This window comes from Sporosarcina sp. Y1011, assembly GCF_057669885.1.
The window spans coordinates 29,497-54,701 of record NZ_JBYHFP010000007.1 but is presented as its reverse complement, the minus strand read 5'-3'; the positions used below and the strand labels follow the sequence as shown (position 1 = coordinate 54,701).

Annotated in this window: 24 protein-coding genes; 20 read left to right on the top strand and 4 right to left on the bottom strand. The window is 39.5% G+C overall.

Features of this window, described 5'->3' with window-relative positions; translation table 11 throughout:
• Window positions 1-112: 112 nt before the first annotated feature.
• Complete coding sequence (locus AC25Y5_RS10640) at window positions 113-1,933, bottom strand: XylR N-terminal domain-containing protein (RefSeq protein WP_488140263.1); 1,821 nt, start codon at window positions 1,931-1,933, stop codon at window positions 113-115.
• A gap of 508 nt (window positions 1,934-2,441) precedes the next feature.
• Here AC25Y5_RS10640 and AC25Y5_RS10635 point away from each other — a divergent pair.
• From AC25Y5_RS10635 to AC25Y5_RS10600, 8 genes are all read left to right on the top strand, one after another.
• On the top strand, window positions 2,442-3,653 hold the full coding sequence (locus AC25Y5_RS10635; RefSeq protein ID WP_488140262.1) for an acyl-CoA dehydrogenase family protein: 1,212 nt from the start codon (window positions 2,442-2,444) through the stop codon (window positions 3,651-3,653).
• 49 nt (window positions 3,654-3,702) lie between these two features.
• Entirely contained in the window at window positions 3,703-4,677 is a 975-nt protein-coding gene (locus tag AC25Y5_RS10630; RefSeq protein WP_488140261.1) for a catechol 2,3-dioxygenase, read from the top strand.
• A 217-nt stretch (window positions 4,678-4,894) separates the two neighbouring features.
• Entirely contained in the window at window positions 4,895-5,698 is an 804-nt protein-coding gene (locus AC25Y5_RS10625) for an alpha/beta fold hydrolase (RefSeq protein ID WP_488140338.1), read from the top strand.
• Window positions 5,699-5,770: 72 nt separating this feature from the next.
• Window positions 5,771-6,244: a flavin reductase family protein gene (locus AC25Y5_RS10620; protein ID WP_488140260.1), complete on the top strand. Its 474-nt coding sequence runs from the start codon at window positions 5,771-5,773 to the stop codon at window positions 6,242-6,244.
• A 12-nt stretch (window positions 6,245-6,256) separates the two neighbouring features.
• Window positions 6,257-7,048 carry a 2-keto-4-pentenoate hydratase gene (locus AC25Y5_RS10615; protein WP_488140259.1) on the top strand — a complete coding sequence of 264 codons (792 nt, stop codon included), beginning with the start codon at window positions 6,257-6,259 and terminating at the stop codon, window positions 7,046-7,048.
• Window positions 7,045-7,926 (top strand): acetaldehyde dehydrogenase (acetylating), encoded by an 882-nt coding sequence (locus AC25Y5_RS10610; protein WP_488140258.1) that lies wholly within the window; start codon window positions 7,045-7,047, stop codon window positions 7,924-7,926. Before AC25Y5_RS10615 ends, AC25Y5_RS10610 begins: the two co-directional genes overlap by 4 nt.
• A 12-nt stretch (window positions 7,927-7,938) precedes the next feature.
• Window positions 7,939-8,946 carry a 4-hydroxy-2-oxovalerate aldolase gene (dmpG, locus tag AC25Y5_RS10605; protein WP_488140257.1) on the top strand — a complete coding sequence of 336 codons (1,008 nt, stop codon included), beginning with the start codon at window positions 7,939-7,941 and terminating at the stop codon, window positions 8,944-8,946.
• Between the two features lie 16 nt (window positions 8,947-8,962).
• Complete coding sequence (locus AC25Y5_RS10600) at window positions 8,963-9,745, top strand: adenylyltransferase/cytidyltransferase family protein (protein ID WP_488140256.1); 783 nt, start codon at window positions 8,963-8,965, stop codon at window positions 9,743-9,745.
• Window positions 9,746-9,867: 122 nt separating this feature from the next.
• On the opposite strand, the gene AC25Y5_RS10595 is transcribed toward AC25Y5_RS10600, so the two are convergent.
• Window positions 9,868-10,173, bottom strand: coding sequence for a monooxygenase (locus tag AC25Y5_RS10595; RefSeq protein ID WP_488140255.1), 306 nt, complete (start codon window positions 10,171-10,173; stop codon window positions 9,868-9,870).
• Window positions 10,174-10,342: 169 nt separating this feature from the next.
• Here AC25Y5_RS10595 and AC25Y5_RS10590 point away from each other — a divergent pair, with 169 nt between their 5' ends.
• The 4 genes from AC25Y5_RS10590 to AC25Y5_RS10575 all read left to right on the top strand — a co-directional run bounded on the left by AC25Y5_RS10590 (window position 10,343) and on the right by AC25Y5_RS10575 (window position 13,481).
• Window positions 10,343-11,335 (top strand): AbaSI family restriction endonuclease, encoded by a 993-nt coding sequence (locus AC25Y5_RS10590; protein WP_488140254.1) that lies wholly within the window; start codon window positions 10,343-10,345, stop codon window positions 11,333-11,335.
• Between the two features lie 184 nt (window positions 11,336-11,519).
• Window positions 11,520-12,503, top strand: a complete 984-nt coding sequence (locus AC25Y5_RS10585) for an MBL fold metallo-hydrolase (RefSeq protein WP_488140253.1) — start codon at window positions 11,520-11,522, stop codon at window positions 12,501-12,503.
• Between the two features lie 65 nt (window positions 12,504-12,568).
• A complete protein-coding gene (locus tag AC25Y5_RS10580; RefSeq protein WP_488140252.1) occupies window positions 12,569-12,952 on the top strand; it encodes a hotdog family protein in 384 nt (127 codons plus the stop codon).
• A gap of 22 nt (window positions 12,953-12,974) precedes the next feature.
• On the top strand, window positions 12,975-13,481 hold the full coding sequence (locus AC25Y5_RS10575; RefSeq protein ID WP_488140251.1) for a GNAT family N-acetyltransferase: 507 nt from the start codon (window positions 12,975-12,977) through the stop codon (window positions 13,479-13,481).
• Between the two features lie 18 nt (window positions 13,482-13,499).
• Here the strand turns inward: AC25Y5_RS10575 and AC25Y5_RS10570 are convergent, their stop codons facing one another.
• Both AC25Y5_RS10570 and AC25Y5_RS10565 read right to left on the bottom strand, forming a co-directional pair.
• Entirely contained in the window at window positions 13,500-14,081 is a 582-nt protein-coding gene (locus tag AC25Y5_RS10570) for a protein-L-isoaspartate(D-aspartate) O-methyltransferase (protein WP_488140250.1), read from the bottom strand.
• A 182-nt stretch (window positions 14,082-14,263) separates the two neighbouring features.
• Entirely contained in the window at window positions 14,264-14,635 is a 372-nt protein-coding gene (locus AC25Y5_RS10565; protein ID WP_488140249.1) for a VOC family protein, read from the bottom strand.
• A 240-nt stretch (window positions 14,636-14,875) separates the two neighbouring features.
• On the opposite strand from AC25Y5_RS10565, the gene AC25Y5_RS10560 reads away from it, so the two are divergent.
• The 8 genes from AC25Y5_RS10560 to AC25Y5_RS10525 all read left to right on the top strand — a co-directional run bounded on the left by AC25Y5_RS10560 (window position 14,876) and on the right by AC25Y5_RS10525 (window position 25,202).
• Window positions 14,876-15,682, top strand: coding sequence for a SurA N-terminal domain-containing protein (locus AC25Y5_RS10560; protein ID WP_488140248.1), 807 nt, complete (start codon window positions 14,876-14,878; stop codon window positions 15,680-15,682).
• Window positions 15,683-15,847: 165 nt separating this feature from the next.
• A complete protein-coding gene (locus AC25Y5_RS10555; protein ID WP_488140247.1) occupies window positions 15,848-17,386 on the top strand; it encodes a DEAD/DEAH box helicase in 1,539 nt (512 codons plus the stop codon).
• Between the two features lie 26 nt (window positions 17,387-17,412).
• Window positions 17,413-18,195, top strand: a complete 783-nt coding sequence (locus tag AC25Y5_RS10550) for a YqhG family protein (protein ID WP_488140246.1) — start codon at window positions 17,413-17,415, stop codon at window positions 18,193-18,195.
• Between the two features lie 73 nt (window positions 18,196-18,268).
• Entirely contained in the window at window positions 18,269-18,790 is a 522-nt protein-coding gene (locus tag AC25Y5_RS10545) for a hypothetical protein (protein ID WP_488140245.1), read from the top strand.
• A gap of 335 nt (window positions 18,791-19,125) precedes the next feature.
• A complete protein-coding gene (locus AC25Y5_RS10540) occupies window positions 19,126-20,682 on the top strand; it encodes an ABC-F family ATP-binding cassette domain-containing protein (RefSeq protein WP_488140244.1) in 1,557 nt (518 codons plus the stop codon).
• A gap of 432 nt (window positions 20,683-21,114) precedes the next feature.
• Entirely contained in the window at window positions 21,115-22,380 is a 1,266-nt protein-coding gene (locus tag AC25Y5_RS10535) for an allantoate amidohydrolase (RefSeq protein WP_488140243.1), read from the top strand.
• Window positions 22,381-22,426: 46 nt separating this feature from the next.
• Window positions 22,427-23,830, top strand: coding sequence for a dihydropyrimidinase (gene hydA / locus AC25Y5_RS10530; protein ID WP_488140242.1), 1,404 nt, complete (start codon window positions 22,427-22,429; stop codon window positions 23,828-23,830).
• A 28-nt stretch (window positions 23,831-23,858) separates the two neighbouring features.
• Window positions 23,859-25,202, top strand: a complete 1,344-nt coding sequence (locus tag AC25Y5_RS10525; protein ID WP_488140241.1) for an NAD(P)-dependent oxidoreductase — start codon at window positions 23,859-23,861, stop codon at window positions 25,200-25,202.
• Window positions 25,203-25,205 lie beyond the last annotated feature (3 nt).

Below are 25,205 nucleotides of genomic sequence, written 5' to 3'. Positions count from 1 at the left end.
CCACAGATTGGGGAGTAGTTCCACATATGTTCACACTAGTTCAGGAAGTATTAATTTGCTAATTGCCAAATAAAAAGCCTTGCCACGTTACTAAGTGACAAGGTTGATTACATTATATGGTGATTGTACCTTTTGATTTTAAAATATTAATAGCTAAGTAGATAGAGAATAAAGCCTGTGTATCCGTCAAATCATGATCTAAGATTTCGCTAATTTTAGTGAGTCGATAGCGTAAACCACTAATCGACATCGACATTTTCTTTGCTGTATTGTTAATGCTACTGCCATTATCTATAAAAGTGTAAAGCGTCTTGATTAAATCCGAGTCTGTATCTATCGCTAGCAGTTTACCAATATGCTGATTTACAAAACGCTCAATTAGCACTTCATCCTGTATTTGGAACAATACACTTTCAATACCGAGTTCTTTGAAAAAAGAGATATTTGATTGTTCATTAATGGCACGTAAGGCAGCTAACGTTTCATTATATAGCACTGAGATATCCATAAACTTTGAAATCACTGTACTTACGCCTACGGAGATTCTATATTTAGGAAATCGCCGCGAGCAATGTTTTAATAATTGATTGATGAATTTTGATTGCGCTATATTCAAATCTTCAAAAGTAGGGTATTCAATTAGAACAATAATCTTATCAAGCTTATGTGAAACGATTGAATTAATATTGCGCTCATTTAAATACAAGTTGATATGTCGAATTAACTCTTCATTAAATACAATTTCGTTTTCGGTTTCCTTCACATTACGGTCGAGCGTGAGCATCCAGTAGGTTGTAGAAGAGTTGAAGCCCAAATAATAAGAGATTTTATACATTTCATCTTCTGTTAAACGACGCTCTAAAATATCATTTAAAAAACTCCGTTTAATATTCTGCTCTGTGTTTATTTTAATATTTTCATTCAGTAAGATAATCGATGATGTCAATCCTGCTTTTTCTATGATCATATAGTCAAGGTCATTAGGTTCGTCTTGTCCGGTATATAGAAATGAGCAATAGCCTTTTATTTGCTGTTCATAGAAAATGGGCGTGCGTAATAATGACAGTTCATCTGAATAGCGCTTAAAAATAGTCTGTTTTGATATGAATTTTTTTAAATCAAGCGGTTTATCAAGATGACCTGCTTGAACAAGAATTTGATGATTTTCATCCTCGATAAAGGTTGTTAAACCAGTCGTTTCATGTAAAATGTCGACAACCTTTTGAATCCCTTGTTTTGATAGCAATTCCTCAATTAAACGCTGGTGGATATCATTGGCTTTATTTAAATGGTCGCGTTCGGCTTTTAGCTGCTCTGTAATTTCATCTAGTTCTTTAATGATGCTATTCCCTTGATAATAGCCTAACTCACTCGTAATTTCGTCTCCCCACTTATCAATAGGCATACAAATACATTTACAATGTTCATGTCCCATAGCACGACATTCTACTTCTTTTACCAGGATAGGTTGTTGTAAGACTGTTGATAAGTAGCCACTCGTATAGCCGCATAATGTATGACAAACCGGTTCGGTGCCCAAATCGTGTGTTTTTAAATGTTGCTCTGCTTCAAATGTATTAATCCATTCTGCTACCAAATATTCCAGCTGATCCTTATTCGTACGCATTTCTAGAATTTCTACTTTGTCTAGATAACCATGTAGCATGTGGAAATCAGGACCAGCATTTACTAAATCCCAAACACTATCGTACTTAAATAGTTTTGTTTTTTCCGCATCACTCACACCACAATGCCACCCATAACGTGTAAATATACCTTTTGTTCGATCCTCGCCAATTACCGAAATAAGTTCTTTTTTTAATGCTGTTCTTGCTTCAAATGGTGTCGTAATCACGCGTTCATAAAATTCTTTTACAACAGTTTCTTTCGGGAAGTCAAACGCATCCTTCAAGTGCATAGGATTAGGTTTCATTATCATTTCACCCCTTGTTTAGATTTTTCGACCTTTTGTTTCAATATGCGTTATTTGCTAGAGGCTAGCGAAACAATAGCCATTACTGATACATGACGAATCAATAAGAGGATGGAAACTCAGTGTTTATACTAGTAAGATACCCATATTTTCTGGATTGCTTGGCGTTTTAAAAATGCATTTAAACGTTTCACACTAAAATTAATAAAAATAGCTACTCTATTTGGAGTTGGAATATTAGAAAAGTAAGCGATTGCATCTCATATAGCCTTACCAACATATCACAATATAAAGGAGAATGAAAATAGATTCATCTGAAAACCCTTTCAATACAGTCTTTTTGAACATTGTAAAGACTCAATTAGTACATAAAGTTCGAATACACAGTAAACTTCCGCACTTTAGATAGCTATATTAAAGAATATACAGAGAATATAATAATAACTAGTTAGACAGAGTTAGTTGCAAAAAATGATTGCGCTTACAACAATCAAAAGGAGGAATTAAATTGTCGATTAGTACTTTAGAGGTTCAGCGAAAAACAGCTAATAGAGAAGAGTGGCTTCAAAAAGCGAAAGAGGTTGGAGAGTTAGCTGAAAAGCATGCCTTACAAGCAGATAATGATGCACAATTGCCAGATATCGTCATTGAAAAAATAAAAGAAGCAGGATTTCAAAAGCTTCAGAGACCAAAAGAATATGGAGGTCAAGATTTAGATTTTCATACCTTTGGCGATATCATTCGAACAATAGCCAACCATAATGTTTCAGCTGCATGGATAACTTATTTCGCAATTATTCATGATACGTGGCCAGCATTCTTACCAAAAGAAAGCCGAGAAGAAATATACGAAAGTAAAGCTTTACTAGCTGATGTTTTTGCACCGGTTGGAAAAGTCACAGATGATCCGGACGGAAAAGGTTACCGAATCAGTGGTCTTTGGAATTTCTGTAGCGGCGTATTATGGAGTGATTGGATTGCTTTAGGCGCAGTTCACAAAATGAGAGATGGCTCTGAACCGGAGCTTGGCTTGTATATCGTTCATAAAAAAGATACAGAAATCATTAAAAACTGGGATCCGATTGGATTACGTGGGACAGGCAGTAATGCAGTTAAAGTAGATGATATATATGTCCCCGAAGATAAAGTTTTCCAAATCAAAAGAGTAGCTGAAGGTGCCACTGCACCAGATGGCAACTATGATAAAGACTATCAACTATTCAATGTTCCTTATTTAGCATATTTCCTTTCGGGATTCCAACATGTTGCAATTGGTGGTTTGGAACGCCTCGTCCGCGACTTTAAAGTAAAGACAGAGGGACGCGTTCGTGTTTATAACAATAATGCAAGCGAAAAAGACGGAGGCAGCGCCCAGCGTACGCTTGGAGAAATTACCATACAGTTAACAGCCTTAAAAGCTGTAGCTAAGCAATATATGGATCAATTAACTTATTATCAGGAAAATGGTATTCGGACGTTAGATGAAGAAGAGCGTGCACAGCTGTTCGCGATGCGTGCGTATATTGCAAAAGGATCAACTGAAGCGGCAACCCGTATTTTAACAATACTTGGTGGTAATTCAATCTATAAAGATCAGCATTCAGAAAGATTCGTTCGTGACATACTTGCAGTTGCTGCACATCCATCCCATCTATATGAAGATGCAATGGTGGGATATGGTAAATCTATTCTTGGATTTAACGGGCATCCAATGTGGTAAATTAGTAATCTTATTTTAATAAAAAATAAACTTATTGGAGGAAAATAAAATGACAAAAGAAAATATTTTTGATATTGCACATCTTGCACACGTTGAGCTTTATAGCCCTAAATTAGAGGAATCTGTAGAATTTTTTAGAGAAATGTTGGGGATGTGTGAAGTATCCCGTCAAGGTAAATCCGTTTATATGCGTGCCTATGAGGATCATTACCATAATACATTAATTCTCACGGAGCATCATGAGGCTGGTTTAGGTCATATGTCCTTAAGAGCTACATCTCCTCAAGCACTAGAGCGCCGTGTAGCTCAGATTGAAAAAATGGGCTACGGCATTGGTTGGATTGATGGAGATGTCGGTCATGGTCGTGCCTATCAGTTCAACTCACCAGATGGTCATTTGATGGAAGTTTTCTGGGATGTTGAATATTATCAAGCAACTGACGATCAGAAAACACCATTATTAAATCGTCCGCAAAAACGTCCGAACCGCGGTGTTCCTGTTCGTCGTATCGACCATGTTAATTTACTAGCAAGTGAAACGAATAAAAACGTTGAATTCTTAGAAGAAGCACTTGGCTTTAAAGTCCGCGAACGTATTTTAGCTGAGGATAAAACGGATGTTGCTGCATGGTTAAGTGTTAGTAACTTGGTTCATGATGTTGCTATTATGGGCGATGCATTAGGAGAAAAAGGACGTCTGCACCACCTTTGTTACTGGTATGGCTATCCACAACATTTATCCGATGTTTCAGACTTGCTAATAGATAGCGGATACGAAATTGAAGTTAGTCCAATAAAACATGGCGTATCTCAGGCACAATGTATGTATGTTTTTGAACCAGGTGGAAATCGTATTGAGCTCTTTGGAGATTCAGGCTATCTCATCTTTGACCCAGATTGGAAAACAATCGAATGGGATGTGAAAGGAATAGATCAGGCGATTCTATGGCATGGTACGCAATTGCCTCAAGAGTTCTTCACGCATGGAACTCCGCTAAGAATCAAAGAGCCAGTGAAAAGTTAACTTTTCCACCATAAATAGCAGTATAAAAGGATTCCGTAAAATGATTTGATTGAAATGAAAACATGTTGGGGGACATGAAAGAGGAAGGATGAGTTGGATTCCTCTTTCATGCTTCCTTATTTTAGTAGTTATCCAGTTACATTCATTTAATCGTTATTTATAAAGCCTTGTAGAAAAGGTAATAGGAGGGTTTTACTTGGAAATTGGTTCAAAACATATGAAAGTCAATGGTATTAACACGCATTATCATGAAGAAGGTTCAGGAAATAAAGAGACAATGATTTTAATACATGGGTCTGGTCCCGGTGTGTCAGCATTTGCAAACTGGAGACTGGTTATTCCGCGTTTAAGTGAATCACTACATGTATTTGCACCGGACATTGTTGGGTTTGGCGAAACAGATAAACTTTCGAAAGATGAATACACCCTTGATTTGTGGGTAGACCATCTGATTGCTTTTATTGAGGAAGTATCGGATGGACCTGTATATTTAGTAGGAAATTCTTTTGGCGGGGCGCTTTCCCTTCATGTAGCACAGAGAAGACCTGATTTAGTGAAAAAGTTAATATTAATGGGCAGCGTAGGGGTTAAGCATAAAGTATCCTATGGTTTAGATCGTGTATGGGGGTACGATCCTAGCTTTGAATCAATGCAAGAATTGATTAAATTGTTCTCTTATAATCAAGATGCAGCAAATAATGAAGAACTTGTTCGTATGCGTTATGAAGCGAGTATCAAACCTGAATCCAGGGATGCTTTTGCAGCGATGTTCTATGATTCGAGACAAGAAAGATTGGATGAACTTGCACTTTCGGACGAAGAAATTAAAAATATTAAAACGAAAACTTTACTATTCCACGGTCTGAATGACCAAGTTATTCCATTTGAAGACACGAGTTATAAATTTATCCAGCTACTACCTCATGCAGAACTACATTTATTTAATGAGTGTGGTCACTGGACACAAATTGAAAAAACAGAACCGTTTATTGACCACATCCTGGCTTTTCTTAAAAACTGAAACAAGTGTAAGCACAGAGACGGTTCTCGTGCTTACTTTAGCTCAATATCACAATTTAAAGGAGAATGTAAAATGGACGATTTATTATTCAGAAAAGCGATGGGTAAATTTGCAACGGGTGTAACGGTATTAACCACAATTCATGAAGGGGACATACATGGAATGACAGCGAATGCCTTTATGTCTGTTTCGCTAGATCCGAAATTAGTTGTGATTTCCGTTGGAAAGCATGCACGTTTTTTAGATAAAGTAACACAGTCAAAACGATTTGCAGTCAATATTTTAGCTGAGGATCAGCAACAGGTTTCACAGCATTTTGCTGGAAAGCCTCAAGGAGAAGTACAGTTTGCAACTTTAGATGGTCTACCTGTAATAGATGGTGCAATTGCACAAATAACGTGTGAAGTCGCATCTGTATATGAAGAAGGGGACCATACACTATTTATCGGGAGAGTAACTGATCTTAAGCTAGAAGAAAAAAATCCTCTCCTCTTCTTTGGTGGGCAATACAGCGAAGTAAAAGCACTTGAAACAAATAAATTATAAGTAGGTGAGTTCATGGAAATTCAGGCGATAGCACAAAAACTACTAAATGCAGAGCTGACTAAACAGCCCATTGCTCCTTTAACTGAAATAGAACCAAATATTACTGCGGATGATGCCTACCGTATTCAACTGCATCAAATAGAGCGAAAAGTTAGTGAAGGAGCCGTCGTAAAAGGCTTAAAAATTGGTTTAACGAGCAAAGTAATGCAAGAAATGTTAAATGTGCATACACCGGATTATGGGTTTATTTTAGATAGGATGATATTTCAAGAGGACATAGCGATTGATACAGAACAATTTATACAGCCAAAAGTAGAATTTGAAATTGCCTTCGTCTTTAAGAAGGCTCTGCAAGGACCGAATGTGACGATTCAAGACGTGATTGACGCTACGGACTATGTCGTACCATCAATTGAAATCATTGATAGTCGAATAGAAGATTGGCGCATTAAGTTTGAAGACACAGTTGCAGATAATGGATCATCAGCTGGCGCGGTATTAGGCGCTCGAAAGACGCTATTATCGAATGTTGATATCGCTAAAATTTGCATGACGGTATATAAAAATGATGAATACATCGACAAAGCGACCAGTGATGCGGTACTAGGAAACCCTTTAAATGCGGTAGTCTGGTTAGCAAACGAAGTGAGTCGTTATGACATTAGCATTCAACCAGGCATGTTTGTCCTGTCAGGTGCATTATCCAAAGCATTGCCATTTACAAATGGTGACCACTTTAAAGCGGATTTCGGTGAGTTAGGCGAAGTTAGCATTTCATTTCAAGCGGCAGAGGTGAAAGTATGACGAAATTAAAAGTAGGGATAATTGGTTCAGGGAACATTGGAACGGATTTAATGTATAAAATCGAACGCTGCGATTCACTCGAAATGAGTGTAATGGTAGGGATCGATCCAGATTCTGAAGGGTTAAAACGCGCGAAAGATGCAGGTTATACAGTTATATCTACTGGTATTGATGGGTTAATGGAGCGTTTAGATTTAGTCGACATCGTGTTTGATGCGACGAGTGCATATGCACATAAAGCGCATAGTGATTTACTAACGTCAGCTGGGAAGAAAGTAATTGATTTAACGCCTGCAGCAATTGGTCCTTTCACTGTACCTCCTGTTAATCTGAAAGCTAATTTCGCATCGTCAAATGTCAACATGGTTACATGCGGTGGACAAGCAACGATTCCAATTGTCTATGCAATTAGTCGAATTGCACCTGTGTCGTATGCGGAAATTGTGGCTACGGTTGCTAGTAAAAGCGCCGGTCCAGGTACACGTGCCAACATTGACGAGTTTACACATACAACAGCGCGCGCAATTGAAGTCGTTGGTGGAGCTGAAAAAGGTAAAGCGATTATTATTTTAAACCCTGCAGAGCCACCAGTTATTATGCGTGACACAGTAAATGCATTAATCAAAGATGTGAATTTCGATGAAGCAGAAGTTATCGCTTCTATTGAGAAAATGGTAATAGAAGTTCAAGAATATGTACCAGGCTATCGTTTACGAGGGACACCACAATTTGATGGGCAACGAGTAACGGTCTTTATAGAAGTTGAAGGTGCAGGCGATTTCTTCCCTGCCTATTCAGGTAACTTGGATATTATGACTGCTGCAGCTGCTAAAGTAGCCAATGAAATGGCAAAAGAACTAGCGGCGACTAATGCGTAAGGAGAGGGACAAATGGAAAAAAGATCATTTGAAATATTAGATGTAACACTTCGTGATGGAAGCCATTCGATGTCTCATTCTTTTACTCCGCAACAAGTGCTTGAAACAGCAAGAGGGTTAGATGAAGCAGGCATTCGCTATTTTGAAGTATCCCATGGAGACGGTCTTGGCGGATCATCATTACAGTACGGTCTGTCTGCACATGACGAGTTAAAGTTAATCGAAATTGCAGCAGATGCTTGTAAGCAGGCAGAAGTTTCAGTACTGTTAATTCCCGGTATAGGTGTGAAGGGTGATTTGCAAGATGCCGTAAAAGCAGGTGCAAAAATGGTACGTGTCGCAACGCATGTTACAGAAGCAGACGTTGCCGCTCAGCATATCGCATTAGGGCGTGAGTTAGGACTAAAAACAGTTGGTTTTCTGATGATGTCTCATATGGCGTCAGTAGAGAAAATTGTAGAACAAGCAAAACTATTCGAAAGCTATGGTGCAGAGATCATTTATGTAACTGATTCTGCAGGATATATGTTACCTCAGGATGTTACTGATCGTATTTCTGCAGTAAAGCAATCAGTTGGCTGCGAAGTCGGTTTCCACGGGCACAATAATTTAGGAATGGCTATGGCGAATACAGTTGCAGCAGTTGAAGCGGGTGCTACATATATCGATGGCAGTTTACGTGCTTTAGGCGCTGGAAGTGGGAACACACAAACAGAAGTAATGGTTGCTGTTCTAGATCGTCTCGGGTACCAAACAGGCATTGATTTTTATAAAATCATGGATGTCGCAAATGATGTTGTTGCAAAATATATGCCAAGACCACAAGAAATAACAGGTTCAAGCTTAATCATGGGCTATTCTGGTGTGTATTCAAGTTTCCTCTTGCATACACAGGTTGCCTCCAAACGTTTTGGTGTTGACGAACGGGATATTTTGGTTGAATTAGGTCGCATGAAGGCGGTTGGTGGTCAAGAGGATTTAATCTATGATGTTGCCCAGAGGTTAGCGGTTCAAATTTAATGCGGGAGGGCTTTTTATGCAAACAATTCATCTAACAAGTCAAACGATTAAACAATGGCAAAATCAATTTCAACAGCAAGTGCTTGCAATTGGCTTTTTTGACGGTTTGCATAAAGGCCACTTATCCGTCATTCAAGAGGCTAAACGATTGGCAGAGATTAATAGAGTTCCAGTAGCAGTAATGAGCTTTTTTCCACATCCGAAAACAATCGTAACCAATTCACCAAATTCGTTTCAGTATTTAATGCCGCTTGAAGATAAACAAGCAGTACTTGCGGAGCTTGGTATTGATACATTGTTTTTAGTTCAGTTTGATCAAGACATCGCAAGTCTTTCATCTGCCGATTTCGTACAAAGCTTTTTGATAGAATTGAATGCGATGCATGTTGTGTGTGGGGTTGATTTTCATTATGGATCCCGTGGCAGTGGGTGTACTCAGTCGCTTGAAAAACAAGGAGCGGGACATTTTAAAGTGTCAGCACTAGAGTTGATGGAATATGATGGGGAAAAGATTAGTTCAACACGTATTCGTCAAGCTTTGGAAAAAGGGAATATTCCCATACTCCGGAAGTTGCTAGGCAAATTCTATTCAGTGAATTGGTGCCCCGAAAATGGACTATACCCATTTTACTCATTACCAGCACCTGGCCAATATGAAGTGAATTTACATTATAACAACGAAATCGTTTCATGTAATGTTCAAGTGTTAAATGAAAAAGAAGCAAAGTTTACACATGACTTCAATCGATGGGGTCAATCTATTAAGGTAGAGTGGGTTAGAGCAATAGGAACGTTTTAGCTTTTATAAAATCAGATGCATATTAAAAGAATCTGTTTTCTCTGTAGCAAAAAAACGCACAATCTGTGCGTTTTTTTGTTTTCACAGTATCAACTAAACAACTGTTAGTAGGTACTGATCACTTATTTCAATGGGCCGTGATTAATTGTTGTCAATGCATCATTTGTTTCAAAAATCTTTCCGTTGACATTCGTAATGCCAAAACCATTCAATCGTTTTGTATGTTTGGCTAAATAATTTTCGGCATCTGCTTTGCTTGCGAATAAATAAATACCGCCGGCTTCTTTCGTTTGTTCATTCTCCGTCCAAATCTTCCAGATGAAACCTTTTTCTTCGTTAATGCTATTTGCCAAATCTTTAAACGCACCAACCATTTCTGCACCAAAAGGTCCTTCTTGATAGAAATCGACTTGTAATACATACGCCATTGTGAAACCTCCTTTTAATTGTTGGGGATAAATTTAGTATATACGAATCGCTTCCATTTATAAATTTTACTGCATTAAAGTATTTATCATTGTTCTTATATATGGTGTTAAACTTATCTAACTTCTAGTGTAAGTCATTACTATAAATAGTCGAAAGTAGGAAGCTATCTTGGAGAAGTATCAATTCATAAAAAAACAACTATCTAAAACAAATAAAAAGAATGATGAGATTTATGTTGTTTCACGTATTTGGCATTTAATAAATAATGTGGATGTAAAAATGATTACGCAGCAGTATATTCTTCGGGATTTGGCTACTAAGAGTTATGCACTCGCGGATATCTACTTTCCCCAATTTGGTATTATTGTAGAAGTCGATGAGCCTTATCATCAGACGGGGGAAATGTTGATAAGGGATAAGATACGTCAGAATGATATTGTACAAGCTTTGGATTGTGAAGTGTTCCGAGTGACTATATCGAATAATATAGTAGAAGTTAATATGCAAGTGGATTCTATTGTATCCAAGATTCATAAGATAATTGCGGAAGAAGGATTTACACCTTGGGATCTTCAAGCAGAATATAATCCAATAACTTATATCCGAACAGGCTATATAGATGCCAATAATCATCCTGTATTTAAAACAGTAAGTGATTGTTGTAATTGTTTTGGTGCTGGTTATAATGGACTTCAACATAGTGGAGCACGTCATAAGTATCAAAGTGAGATTGATATTAAAGGGTTAAAGTTTTATCCGAACGGGGACTGGAATAATCAGTTGGAAGCGGATGACGAGCATTTTACGGAGTTTAACTTTGATCCGGTGAAAAACCAAGAATACTTAGAAAAACGACTTCACAAACTGCGTCATCAATTAGCACTATTTGCACATGTGAAAAGCGAGTTGGGTGGTTTCGAGTACGTGTTTAAAGGATTGTATAGATTAGACATAGAAGAAACGCAGAGAATAGGGAAATTATTTTACAAACGAGTTTCAAAAATAATGCCGACCTATTTTCCAATAGATATAGAAACACCACCTGTACTTGCAAAGGCTTTTAATGAAGAAATAGAAATAGCTCGATTTTATGATGAAACGGTCCTAGCATTATTTCAGAAAAAGTATCCTGCGTATCAAATAATTAGTAGTGAGGAGTAAGTCTACAAAAATCATTGAAGAATTCAATGGAAACATTGCATGCCACATTAAAATAGCTCAATAGTTCCTTATTTTAAATTAAGAAATCCGGAACTATATATCAACTATTCTTTCAATTTGATATGATGTGTATGATTGACTATTCTAATATTTTTCCAGTCGATGAATGTAAGGGGGAGCAGCTGTGAAACAATCCGACATTATCTTTATTGAAAGAAGTTTCCCAAGTGCAAATATGATCCTGATCAAGGATAAACTACCTATCCTTATTGATAGTGGTTTTGGAAGTGATGTGAAAGAAACTGAGCAATTGATTAAAAAAACAGGTGTATCACCGGAAGAATTGCATCTAATTGTGAACACGCACTATCATAGTGACCATGTAGGTGGCAATTTTCATTTTCAAAAAAATTATGGCATATCGATTGCCGCGCATAAATGGGAAGCCGATTTGATTAATGTTAGTGACCCTGAAGCTTGCAGTGCGGAATGGTTAGACCAACCTGTGGAACCTTATCGGGTAGATCGAAAGCTGTCAGATAACGATGAAATTGATACAGGGAGCAGAATCTTAAAGGTCCTCCACACACCTGGGCATACTTTGGGACATATTTCTTTATATGACCCTGAAGAGGAGATATTGATAGCAGGAGATCTTTTTCACCAAAAAGATATTGGCTGGTTAAATATCTTTCGGGAGGGTGTTGCATCGATCCACCGGTCTATGGAGAGTTTGGAACGGTTGTCTAAGATCCCGGTTCGACAGGCATATTCTGGACATGGATCTCAAATAGACGATCCTCAAGCTGCCATTGATGCAGCGAGAAAACGGTTTGATAAGTGGCTCGGCGCGCCTGAAAAAATTTCATGGCATGCCTGCAAACGGATTTTCTCGTTCACTTTAATTATAAAAGACGGATTGGCTGAAGAGGAGCTCGAAAACTACCTGCTGCAATGCGGTTGGTTTCAGGATTTTGCACGTCACGCTTTCCGTGCCCAACCAAAAGAGTTCGTGGGAATTCTGCTGGATGAGATGCTTCGTTCCAGCGCGGCTGAATGGCAGGATGGAAGATTGATGGCTTCCGCTCCATATCAGGCACCCGATAAGGAATGGATGAATCAGAACGTCAAGCTGAAGAATTGGGGATTATCAAAACTTCTTACGTAACTGATAGTGAATTGGAACGAAGTCATGCTTTGGAACTATTAAAAGGACAAAAGGGAGGAATGGAGTTGCTTTTACAAGTAGGGGATATCATTTCATTTGAACGGACGTTCACAAAAGAGGACGTGGAATTATTTACGGAGGTTTCCCGTGATGAAGGAGATCACCATCTAACTCCGGAAGAACAAGGAAGACTCGTTGTTCAGGGTTTATTGACAGCAACTTTGCCGACAAAAGTGGGTGGGGACCATAATGTTTTAGCCCGCAAGATGAATTTCGAGTTTCTGAGACCGGTGTTTACGGAAGATACCATCATCTGTGACGTGGAAATTGAACAATACGAAAAACAGGAAAACAACCGAATCGCCATCACGGCTTCCTTCAGATGCAGAAATCAAGAGAATAAGGTAGTTTTGACAGGGGGATTTGCAGGAGTCATCCTTACTTCGTAAGTTACTCAAGTGGAAATGGGGAATGGATATGCGATTGGTTAGACCTTCCATTGAATGGAAAAATGAGCATGAAGCTTGTATGAAAGAATGGGATGAACCTCGGATGACTCCTAGTAGTTTCAATCTCACAGGCTACGAGAGCTATGAAGCTTATTTGGAAGCTCTGCAGAGCCGGGAAACTGGGGACGGGAAATGGGTGCCTAGCACGAATTATTTCTTAGTGAATGAAAATAACAGAGTCCTTGCAATGGTTGATATACGGCACGAGCTGACAGATTATCTGCAGAATGTCGGTGGACATATCGGGTATGGTGTGAGGCCTGCAGCACGAAGAAAAGGACATGCGACCAGGATTCTTGCTGAGGCATTAAAGAAATGTGATGAGTTGGGAATCCGTCGAGTACTGGTAACTTGTAATGATGATAATATCGGATCTGCTAAGACAATTGTAAAGAATGGTGGAGTTGAGGATAAAAGTTTTATTGAAGATGACGGAACGGTAGTTCGACGGTTTTGGATAGAGAGGTAATTGCATAAATGCTGTAACTTATTCATATTTCCCTTTTAGTGGAACAAACCTCACTTCATCCAAAACTGTCGTATGGATTCCTCCACCTTTGTCTTTTTCCAAAAGCAAGAGTTCCTGTAGGAGGGGTGTTCCTACGGGGATAATCATTTTACCTCCGACAGCAAGTTGATCTATTAGCTCGCGTGGCACTTGGGCAGCAGCAGCGGTCACCATAATTCGATCATAAGGAGCGTGCTCGTCCCATCCAGTGCTACCGTCATCTAGCTTAAAATGGACGTTGGTGAAATCAGCTTTCTTCAATCTTTCTTTAGCTTGTTCATGCAAGGCAGCAATCCGTTCAATTGTATAAACGGAGTTCGAGAAAGCAGCGAGTAGGGCGGTCTGGTAGCCGGATCCCGTTCCAATTTCAAGCACTTTTGAATGAGGCTGCAAATCGATTGCCAATGTCATATCGAGTACGAGGGAAGGCTGAGAAATCGTTTGTTCATGACCGATTGGGATAGCCTCATCCATATAAGCGAATTCTTTGAGCGCATCCATGAAAAAACCGCGGTCTAGTTTTTGGAAGTAATTAATGATATCTTGTTTTTGATTGGTCATTGTCCATGCTCCTTCGTTTAAATTGAACGATCCATGCACGTTAATCATTGCCGACAATTGGGATTTGTAAACTACATAAGAAGAGTGGTAGTTACTGGTATCTTTGCTTTTTCTTCGGAACCTCTTAAGAAAAATGACCCACCATGAATCGCATTGTTAAGAGGCGTGGTGGGTTCTGTTATTTATCTGTGTTGGTCTACAAGAATGGGATTACCATCTGGATCTTCAATTGTAAAACTCGCAGGCCCTACACTTGATTCATCTGCTTCAGTCAGCATTTCAATTCCTTTTGCTTTAAGCTGTTTTTGAAGGTCACGAATGTCCGTAAACGAATCGAGATTGTTGGCATCTTGATTCCAGCCTGGGTTAAAGGTCAGAATATTTTGTTCAAACATACCTTGGAACAGCCCAATTACGCTACTTTCATTCTGCAAAATAAGCCAATTTTGGGTAATATCCCCGCCCGAGACTTTAAATCCGAGGTTTTCGTAAAATGATTTTGATTTATGAATGTCTTTTACACTTAAACTTACAGAGAATGCACCTAGTTTCATATTTCTCCTCCTAAATAGTACTTATGGGTAATTAATAATTCAAACAAATTCAGTATAAATGATACTATTGAAATAAACAACATTAACCATATGTGGCAATCCGCCAGTTAGTTACTTTACATCCAGGTGACAATTTAGTGTCATGGAGGGATATCGGTTTATCTTTCGACCACTTCTCGTGTAAGATGCTATTTAAGCTTTAATAATAAGAAGTGACAGATTTGAAAGGGGTTCAACGATATGAAGTACAAAAAAGTTCTACTTCCATTTATAGCAGGTGCTCTTGCAATTAGTTTAGCTGCCTGCGGTGAAGAAGATAAAGCAGCAAAAGAAGAAACGCCTAAAGAAGAAACAAAACAAGAAGCACCTAAAGAAGAAGAAGCAACTAAAGAACAACAAGAAGCAACTAAAGAACAAGAAGAAGCTGCTAAAGAGATGCAAGCGAAACTAGCCGAACAGCAGGTTGACAAGAAAACGATTGTGGCTGTTGTAAATGAAGAAGAACTGACAGGTGAGGACTATAATACAGCATTGGCCGCAATCCAAGGTCAAATGCAACAAATGGGACAAGACCCATCAAGCAAAGAAGTGGCTGAACAAGTAAAAACGCAAGTTCTTGATTCACTTGTGAACCAGACATTGATTATTCAAAAAGCGCAAGAAGCAAAATTAAAAGCATCTACATCCGAAATTGACAAAGAGTATTCAGTATTTGAAAAGCAATTTGGTGGTAAAAAAGAAATGGAGAAAGCACTCAAAGCCCAAAGCATGGATGTTGAAACATTGAAAGCTCAAATCGCTGAATCCATTATATTTGACAAGTACCTGGACAAAGTAGCTCCAGCTGGAAAAGTATCAGAAAAGGAAATTAAAGAATACTATGATCAAGCTGCAGCCACTTCAAAAGAAGCTGGACAAGAGATGCCACCGCTTGAAGAAGTGAGTCAGGAAATTGAAGGAATGATTAATCAAGAACAACAGCAAAAAGTGCTTGTTGCTCATGTTGAAGAACTAAAAGCAGCTGCCGATATTGAATTGAAATTGTAAAAGAATCACTTGTAAGACATGGAATGCTTGACCTCCAGGGTTAAGCGTTTCATGTCTTTTTTTGTTTATATAAAAATAATTGGCAGCCATTTCACTTGCAATTCCTTTTTCATAGGAACTTCATTTCTGGACAACCTACGAACAAAGAAAATACGGAATGAGGTGATGGATATGATCTTGGAAAGGTCATCTGCGTGGAAAGAAGGATTTATCGAACGTTTGGAAAATCAAGAAACGTGGGACAATTGGAATTTGTATAAAATGAGTTATGAGATCGCAAAAACGAATTTGATTACTGATTTCCATGGTCTTCAATCCCCTAACCATTTGCCCAATCTCACGCCACTTGCCCATCAATTGGAAGCAGCGGAAACGGTCATTGAAAGGATGAATGGAAAAGCGATTCTTGCGGATGAAGTGGGGCTCGGTAAAACCATTGAAGCGGGTTTGATTCTGAAGGAATATTTAATAAGAGGCCTCGTGAAGAAAGCGCTAATTTTGGTTCCAGCTTCACTTGTTGGTCAGTGGATTGAAGAATTGAATCAAAAATTTCATATTCCTGCCATGCAGTATAAAAAAAATTACGATATGAACCATCTGACAATTGTCGTCATGAGTATGGATATGGCAAAAAGAAGTCCGCACAAAGAAACCATCTATGATCAAGATTTTGATTTGATCATAATTGATGAAGCGCATAAATTAAAAAACCATAAAACGAAAAACTACGAGTTCGCGCAGAATTTAAAGAAAAAGTTTTGTTTGTTATTAACTGCCACACCAATTCAAAATGATGTTTTTGAACTGTTTTACCTCATATCATTATTAAAACCAGGGCATCTAGGTAATTATGAGACGTTTCAATCAGCGTTTTCCGCAAGCAAACACAATGTAGAACACGATGAATATTTAAAAAAACTGGTCAATCAAGTGATGGTGAGAAATAGGAGACAGGATACGGGAATCGAATGGACAAATCGTCATGTTCAAATCATACCCATCGATTTTACGACAGAAGAAAAAGAAGTCTACAACCTGATTTCAGAACTTAAAAATGTTTCCCCTGATTTCTCGGATGCTTTCTCCATGCTTACTCTACAAAGAGAAATGTGCAGCAGTAAGGAAGCTACAGCTTTAACCTTAACTAAAATGCTTGAAAAATGCACTCGACCGGAAGATATTTCTTATCTGGAAAGCATAATTCAAAAATTAATGGCACTGGAAATGAACTCAAAAGCGGAAAAGGCTTATGAAATTATTTCAGAGGCAGATGGTAAGGTTATACTCTTTACCGAATATCGCGGTAGTCAAACCTATTTGCAGTGGTATTTACAATCAAAAGGAATCACTAGCGTCCCATTTAACGGAAAGTTCAGCAAGAGTAAACGAGAATGGATGAAACAACTCTTTAAGGAAAAAGCGCAAGTACTGATTGCGACGGAATCGGGTAGTGAAGGGATAAATCTGCAGTTTTGCCACCATGTCATAAATTATGATTTACCTTGGAACCCCATGAAGTTGGAGCAACGAATTGGACGTGTCCATCGGTTGGGACAAGAGCATGACGTGCATATTTACAATTTAGCCATTCAAAATACAATTGAAGACCATATATTGGACCTGCTTTACGTTAAAATTGGGGTCTTTGAAAAAGTGGTGGGTGAGTTAGATGATATTTTAACTCCTTTCAAAAAGACCATTTAAAATGAAGGCAGAGAGGGAGGACGGACATGTATCCACAACAAATTCACGGGTATTTGCGACAATTTTTTAGAGAAAATAATTGTCAAATAGTAAGCGACCATGATCACTACATCAGCGTACAATTAACAATTGAAATGGATAAAAAAATTATGAACCGTCCATTTTACTGGAAATACCTAGAAAGTACGGATGGCGTACCAGATCCAGCACGACTAACATTTATTACTGATAGAAATAAAGTTGTTGAAGATGTAAATGGGGAAGTCATCCACTTCGGCTCCCCTCGACTCAATCAATTGTTCCAAGCAACGAAAGAGCTGGGCTCGTTTGTGCAGATGTATGAAAAGGTATCAGAGAATGATGAAGCGCAAACAATATTAACACCATGGTTAGGGGTTAATTATAAAGTATCGTATTACAGTGATCAAACGAAAGAAATTCTTTATTCGTTAGGCATTAACTTAATGACAGGTATCCTTAAAGAAGGTTTTCAGGAATCGTTAAGTGAAGTGGAATTGGATTCAAGCATGTCAGGAAATACATTTAATTTACCGTACATTATAAAGCCGATTCGTGCCCTGGAACGGTTGGATGCGGTAATTGAAAATGCCATCCAAACAGATGATCACACATGGGCTGAAGAAGCAAAAATGAGATGGCAAAAGGATAGAGAAGTCTTGGAATACTTCTATGAAGGGATAGAAAACAAACCGGATTGTTACGAGACAGAGAAAGAAGCTATGGATCAACAATACGAAGCGAGAATAAAAGTTGAAATTATCAATGGTGGATTATTTTATTTGAAATGAATTTGTAGTAAAATGATGAAGGAAATAAAGGTGGTTCCTGACCTGATAGATAATGTTTTTTGGAGGACTTCATGTGTATGATCCAACAATTTTTGAGAACTTGAAAGTGGCATTTGAAAATCATGTGTATGATTTAGATAATATAGATCGGAAAATAACAATCACAAACCGGGTAGATCGAATGGATTTTTCCGTGCTTGCAAGAGATTTTGCTATTCAATTCACGCTAGTCAATCAACCGTCCGTAACAGTGGAGATTGTATTAAAAGCATCAGTAAAAGATTTAGCAGGTGAGATATTAGAACTCCCCGGGAAAAAACTCGGTTGTTCCTTGTCCCTACGATTTAACAAGCGCGTACAACATTTAGCGTTAGAGTGTAAACAGATTGAGCATGCGCTAAAGACTATTTGGGAAACTGAAATCCAGGTAACTCAAACATTGAGTTTCGTGTTTGAACAAGAAACGGCAAGTTACCTGGACAGTATTGAAGTGAAATTCAAGTCTAAAATGAATGAGGACCATATGAGCGATATTACAGATTTTTTGAAACATGTTTTGACGTCGTTGGAAGTATTGAACCGTATCTCAGGATAATGTGGAACACCAGCGCAATTGTAAGGAAATGAAGCTAGACTCCCTATAGAGTAGATGATATTGACATGGATGCTTCAAGAGAATGATTTGTCCAATCTGTTTTATATTTATAAAAGTAATATCTGGAAGAATATATGTTTCGAATTTCCAAGTACAGTGTAAAAATCGATCGTGAAAGTGTTTCTCTTTCATGGTTATTTATTGTGCCGTTATTCCTATAAACCCTTTCCTCATCGGTGAAATCCCTATATAATGGAGAGAATTCGGCATTTCTTAGTTGAAGAAAGTGTTGGAAAGGTAGAACCATACTTAGTGAAAGAAAAGGTGTAATACATATGAGTTTATTGACTGTAACAAATTTAAGCCATGGCTTCGGGGATCGTGCGATTTTTGATGACGTCTCTTTCCGTTTATTGCAAGGAGAACATATTGGATTGATCGGTGCAAATGGTGAAGGTAAGTCCACATTCATGAATATCATCACGCGCAAGCTGGAGCCGGATGCGGGAATGGTGAGTTGGGCGAAACGGGTGCGTGTCGGTTATCTGGATCAGCACGTCGCATTGAAACAAGGGTTGAGCATCCGTGATGTACTGCGAACCGCCTTTCAATATCTTTATGATCAAGAAACGGAAATGAACGCGCTCTTTGCCAAAATGGGCGAGGTGGATGCGGATGAATTGGAAGCGCTTTTGGAGACGACAGGTGAAATACAAGAAGAGCTGTCACACAATGATTTCTATATAATAGATTCTAAAGTGGAAGAAGTGGCGAATGGACTCGGATTGGATGAATTCGGTCTGGATACGGACGTTCATGATTTGAGCGGGGGGCAGCGGACAAAGGTTCTTCTCGGCAAGTTGTTGCTGGAAAAACCAGACATCCTTCTTTTAGATGAGCCGACAAACTATTTAGACATAGAGCATATCGATTGGCTTCGCAATTATTTACAGAACTACGCGAATGCATTCATATTAATATCCCATGATCTTCCGTTTTTGAATAGTGTTATTCAACTGATCTACCATATGGAAAACCAACAGATTACCCGATATTCAGGCGATTATGATGAGTTTTTACGTGTGCATGAGATGAAGAAACAGCAAGTGGAATCCGCCTTTAAGAAACAACAGAAGGAAATTGCACATCTCAAGGACTTTGTGGCTCGTAACAAGGCGAATGCGGCAACAAGTAGAATGGCCATGTCGCGCCAGAAGAAATTGGACAAAATGGATGTCATCGAATTGGACGCCGAAAAGCCGAAACCGCAATTTAGCTTCAAACTAGCACGGACACCTGGAAGGTTTCTGTTTGAAACAAAGGGACTCGTCATTGGATATGAGGAACCGTTGTCGCAGGAACTGAATCTAACGATGGAACGTGGGCAGAAAATTGCTTTGTCCGGTGCAAATGGGATTGGGAAAACAACGTTATTAAAAAGTATTCTTGGAGAAATCCCTGCACTTTCAGGTTTTGTTGAACGTGGAGAGCATTTGGAAATTGGGTATTTTGAACAGGAAGCAAAAGCAGAAAACAACAATACATGCTTGGAAGAGGTATGGGCGGAATTCCCACATTTCACACAATATGAAGTTCGGTCGGCGTTGGCTCGATGCGGATTGACAACGAAACACATTGAAAGCAAGGTGAAGGTGTTAAGCGGCGGAGAGCGTGCGAAAGTACGACTTTGTAAATTAATTAATCGGGAGACGAATTTGCTAGTCCTCGATGAACCGACGAATCACCTTGACCATGAAGCGAAAGAGGAATTGAGACGCGCCCTGAAGGAATACAAAGGAAGCATCCTTCTTATTTCCCACGAACCTGAATTTTATGAGGGCGTTGTGACGGACGTTTGGAACGGTGAAAATTGGACGACCAAAATGTTTTAATGATTCGCTTACTTCTCACGGAGTGAACGTTCCCTGTCAAGTAGATAGGGTAAATAATAAAAGTGAATTAAACGGCTTGAGCCCTGTATTCTTAAGGGCTTAAGCCGTTTTTTCGTTTCTGAAAGTCCACGATTATTTATCATAGTATTACTAACATAATGGACTACTACAAACTTCTTTACCCATAGGCACACCTGTTGGTAAGAAACCTCATACATCTACAAAAGTGAGTGGAAACCCATTCATAACTTCCTTCTATTACGCATATTTATTGATGTGTTAACACATTTGCTATTAAAAAGGCCATATACATATTGCCTGGTTGGTGGCGTCCATATCTAATAGCAATTTCTTTAATCTACCAAATGCCTTCTATTTTATAATTTTCATAAACAACCACTTTTTAATAACTATGAAAGAGAGGACTTGCATATGTATAAATGTAATAGTAATCGATTGCAGGGGTTAATAGAACAGTTCAGTCAATTTGGCGCAACTGCCAATGGGGGCGTAACCCGTTTGTCCCTTTCAAAAGAGGATGTATTAGCGAGAAACTACTTTTGTGAAATATGCACAGAGTTAGGCATGGATATTCATGTAGATGATATGGCAAATATCTATGCAATTCTACCAGGGAAAAAAGATTGCCCGCCAATCGTAATGGGATCACATTTAGATTCGGTTGAAAAAGGTGGCAAGTTTGATGGTGTCTTAGGTATTTTAACAGCAATAGAGGCAATACGAACGTTAAAGGAAAACGACATTGAGCTCGAGATCCCATTAATGCTTGTGAATTTTACGAATGAAGAAGGTGCGCGCTTCGATCCGGCGATGATGAGTTCCGGTGTCATTGCTTCAAAATTCAGTAAAGAAAAAATGCTACAATCTTTCGATAAAAATGGCATTACTTTTCAACAAGCATTACAGGAGAGTGGTTACGCAGGAGAGCAGGGAAATCGCTTAACAGAAGCCCTTGCTTATATTGAACTGCATATTGAACAAGGACCGGTATTGGCAGCAAAGCAATGTGAAATTGGTGTGGTCGAAGGCGTTTTAGGCATGGTGTGCTATGAAATTACCGTGACAGGTGAATCAAATCACGCTGGAACAACGCCGATGTCTATGCGTAAAGATCCGTTGATTGTGGCGTCTCGTATAATTTTGTCTTTGCATGAGCAGTTGGGGAAAATCGACGAAGCGCTTGTGTTCACATTTGGGCGTATGCAAGTAGCACCTAATATCCATACAGTTATTCCGAACGAAGTAGTATTTACCCTAGATTCACGTCATCAAAATCCAGCAGTGATGCGCCAAGTGGAGAAGCTATTGACTGGATTAGTTTCAGAGGAAAACGGTTGCCATATTCGCTCGGTCAAGCTATGGGGGCGAGAGACGGTATTTTTTGATGCAGCTATTTGCAATGAAGTGGAAAAATCATCTCATGACTTTGGTTATTCCTCCTATCGAATGTTCAGCGGTGCGGGACACGATGCGCAATATATCGCGAGCTTTATCCCTTCGGCAATGATCTTTGTTCCAAGTATCAAGGGGAAAAGTCATTGTGAGGAGGAAGAAACGACAATCGAAGACTGTGCAAAAGGGGCAGACGTGTTACTGGAAACTGTGTTGACACTACAAAAGAAGTTTAGCATGGGGAGAAATCAACCTATCCGGCATGGTGATGGCCCAGAATATTAACAGATGGTGATAAATTGTACATTCATTATTGAGAGGTGAGGGTAGTGTGAAAAAAGTGATTACAGGTGGACTCATTGTGACAGCAACAGATATGTATGAGGCAGATATATTAATAGAGAATGGGGAAATTGTGCAAATCGGAAAAAATTTATCATCTGATGGAGCGGAAGTTGTGGATGCAACGGGAAAATACGTGATGCCTGGGGGAATTGATCCGCATACGCATTTGGACATGCCGTTCAACAATACGGTGACAGACGATGATTGGAAGTCAGGTACAATCGCGGCTGCATTCGGTGGGACGACGACTATTTTGGACTTTTGCTTATCTGCGGGTGAAGAAAAACTTGCGACGGCTGTGGAGAAGTGGCATGTAAAAGCAAAGGGAAAATCAGCTATCGACTACGGTTTCCATTTAATGATTGGTGATTTAACGCCTGAAACAGAGGCCGAATTACCTTTGATACTAGAGCAGGAAGGGATAACGTCTGTCAAGGTGTTCATGGCATACGCGAAAGAATTCCAGGCTTCAGACCGTACGCTGTTCAAAGCCTTTAAAATCGCAAAAGACATGGGCGCAGTTGTCATGGTGCACTGTGAAAATGGCTCGGTCATCGACGAATTAGTAGAGGAGGCGAAGAAAGCTGGTCAGACTGCGCCAATTTATCACGCACTGACGCGTCCCGCAGAATTAGAGGGTGAGGCGACGAAACGGGCAATTGAACTAGCGCATATCGCGGGAGCCAAGCTTTATGTTGTACATGTGACGTGTAAAGAGGCACTAGATGAAATTATCGCAGCGCGCGAAAAGGGCTATGACGTCTACGGGGAAACATGCCCACCTTATTTAACGCTCGATCAGTCAGCGTTAGCACAGCCAGGTTTTGAGGGGGCGAAATATGTTTGGTCACCACCACTTCGCCCGAAATATCATCAAGAGCATTTGTGGAATGCGTTAAAAGCCAAACAACTGCAAACAATTGGCTCGGACCAATGTTCATTTAGCTTTAACGGGAAAAAGCAATTAGGGTTAAATGACTTTTCTAAAATTCCAAATGGTGGACCGTTTATCGAAGATCGTTTCAGCATTTTGTTTTCTGAAGGTGTGGCGAAAGGGAGAATTTCCATCAATGACTTCGTCGATATGATTTCGACAAGTGCCGCAAAAATTTTCGGCTTATATCCACAAAAAGGAACGATTGCTATTGGTTCTGACGCGGATATCGTCATTTTTGATCCGACAGTAAAACGTGAAATTTCAGCGAACACCCACCATATGAATGTAGACTACAACCCGTATGAGGGCTGGGAAGTGACAGGAGAGCCAATCAGTGTACTTGTACGTGGCGAATACGTCATTAAAAACAAACGATTTGTAGGGAAATTAGGCAGTGGCCAATATATTAAGCGTGCACTACAGCCGACGACAGTACAAACAATTAACCAGTAAACATCAATCCATGAGGGGGAATGTTTCAATGACTTCGCAACTCGAACGAAATTTTGTGGAAATGAATAGCAGAATGACAAAAAATGAAGCACTAGAAGAAGCTAATCGCTGTCTGTACTGCTATGACGCACCTTGCATTACAGCTTGTCCGACAAGTATTCAAATTCCGAATTTCATTAAAAAAATTGCTTCAAATAATATGAAAGGTTCAGCTATGACGATTATGGAGGCCAATCCGGTTGGTGCAAGTTGTGCGCGAGTATGTCCGACCGAGGAATTATGTGAAGGGGCATGTGTGTTAAACTCCTCAACAAAGCCTATTAAAATCGGGCACTTGCAACGTTATGCAACAGATTGGGCGATGGAATCAGACGTCGAGCTATTTAAGAAAGGTCAAAAAAATGGACAAAATGTAGCAATTGTTGGCGCTGGTCCAGCTGGCTTATCGGCAGCGCGTGAGCTTAGTCGCTTCGGTTACAGTGTCACAATATTTGAAGCAGAAGCAAAGGCGGGCGGTTTGGGCAGCTACGGCATCGTGTCATTCCGGTTGCCGAATGATGTCGTGGATTGGGAAGTGGCACAAGTTGTAAAGCTTGGTGTGGACATTAAAACAAACACAACAGTAGGAATAGATATTGCTGCTGAGGAAATTTTAGCGCAATTTGACAGCGTTATTTTAGCGGTTGGTATGGGGGCCGTGCCTAATCTCGGCATTAAAGGTGAGGAACTAGCTGGCGTTCATGATGCCATTGACTTTGTAAAGCGCACTAAAATGGGCGCACTGACAGAAGACTTAGTCGGTAAACGTGTTGCGGTTATTGGTGCTGGTAATACAGCCATCGATGGTGCAACCTGTGCTGTGCGACTAGGTGCGGAGCAAGTGGACATTCTTTATAGAAGAACAGAAAAAGAGATGACTGCCTACCAATTTGAATATGAATTTGCCAAGCAAGATGGCATTGGATTTAAATGGCTGACAGCGCCGAAACAAATTATCGGTGATGAGGCAGGGAAAGTAGTGGGACTTGAGTGTGTAAAGATGAAGCTCGGAGAGGCGGATGCAGACGGCAGGCAACGACCTGAAGTCATTAAAGGATCTGAGTTTGTTATAGAGGTGGACGCGGTCATTAAAGCGATTGGACAAACGCGCTTTGTCTCTCTCATTGAAACTTTTGAATTACAGCATACGAACGGCGTAGTAGACATTGACGAAACAACTATGCAAACATCGAATGACAAAGTGTTTGCCTGTGGAGATGTCGTGTTCGGCAATGGTCAAGGGGAAGCAATGGTGGTAACAGCTGCACAGCAAGGTAAAGATGCTGCTTACATCATTCATGAGCGTTTAAGAAAACCGAGCGAGATTGCATAGGGG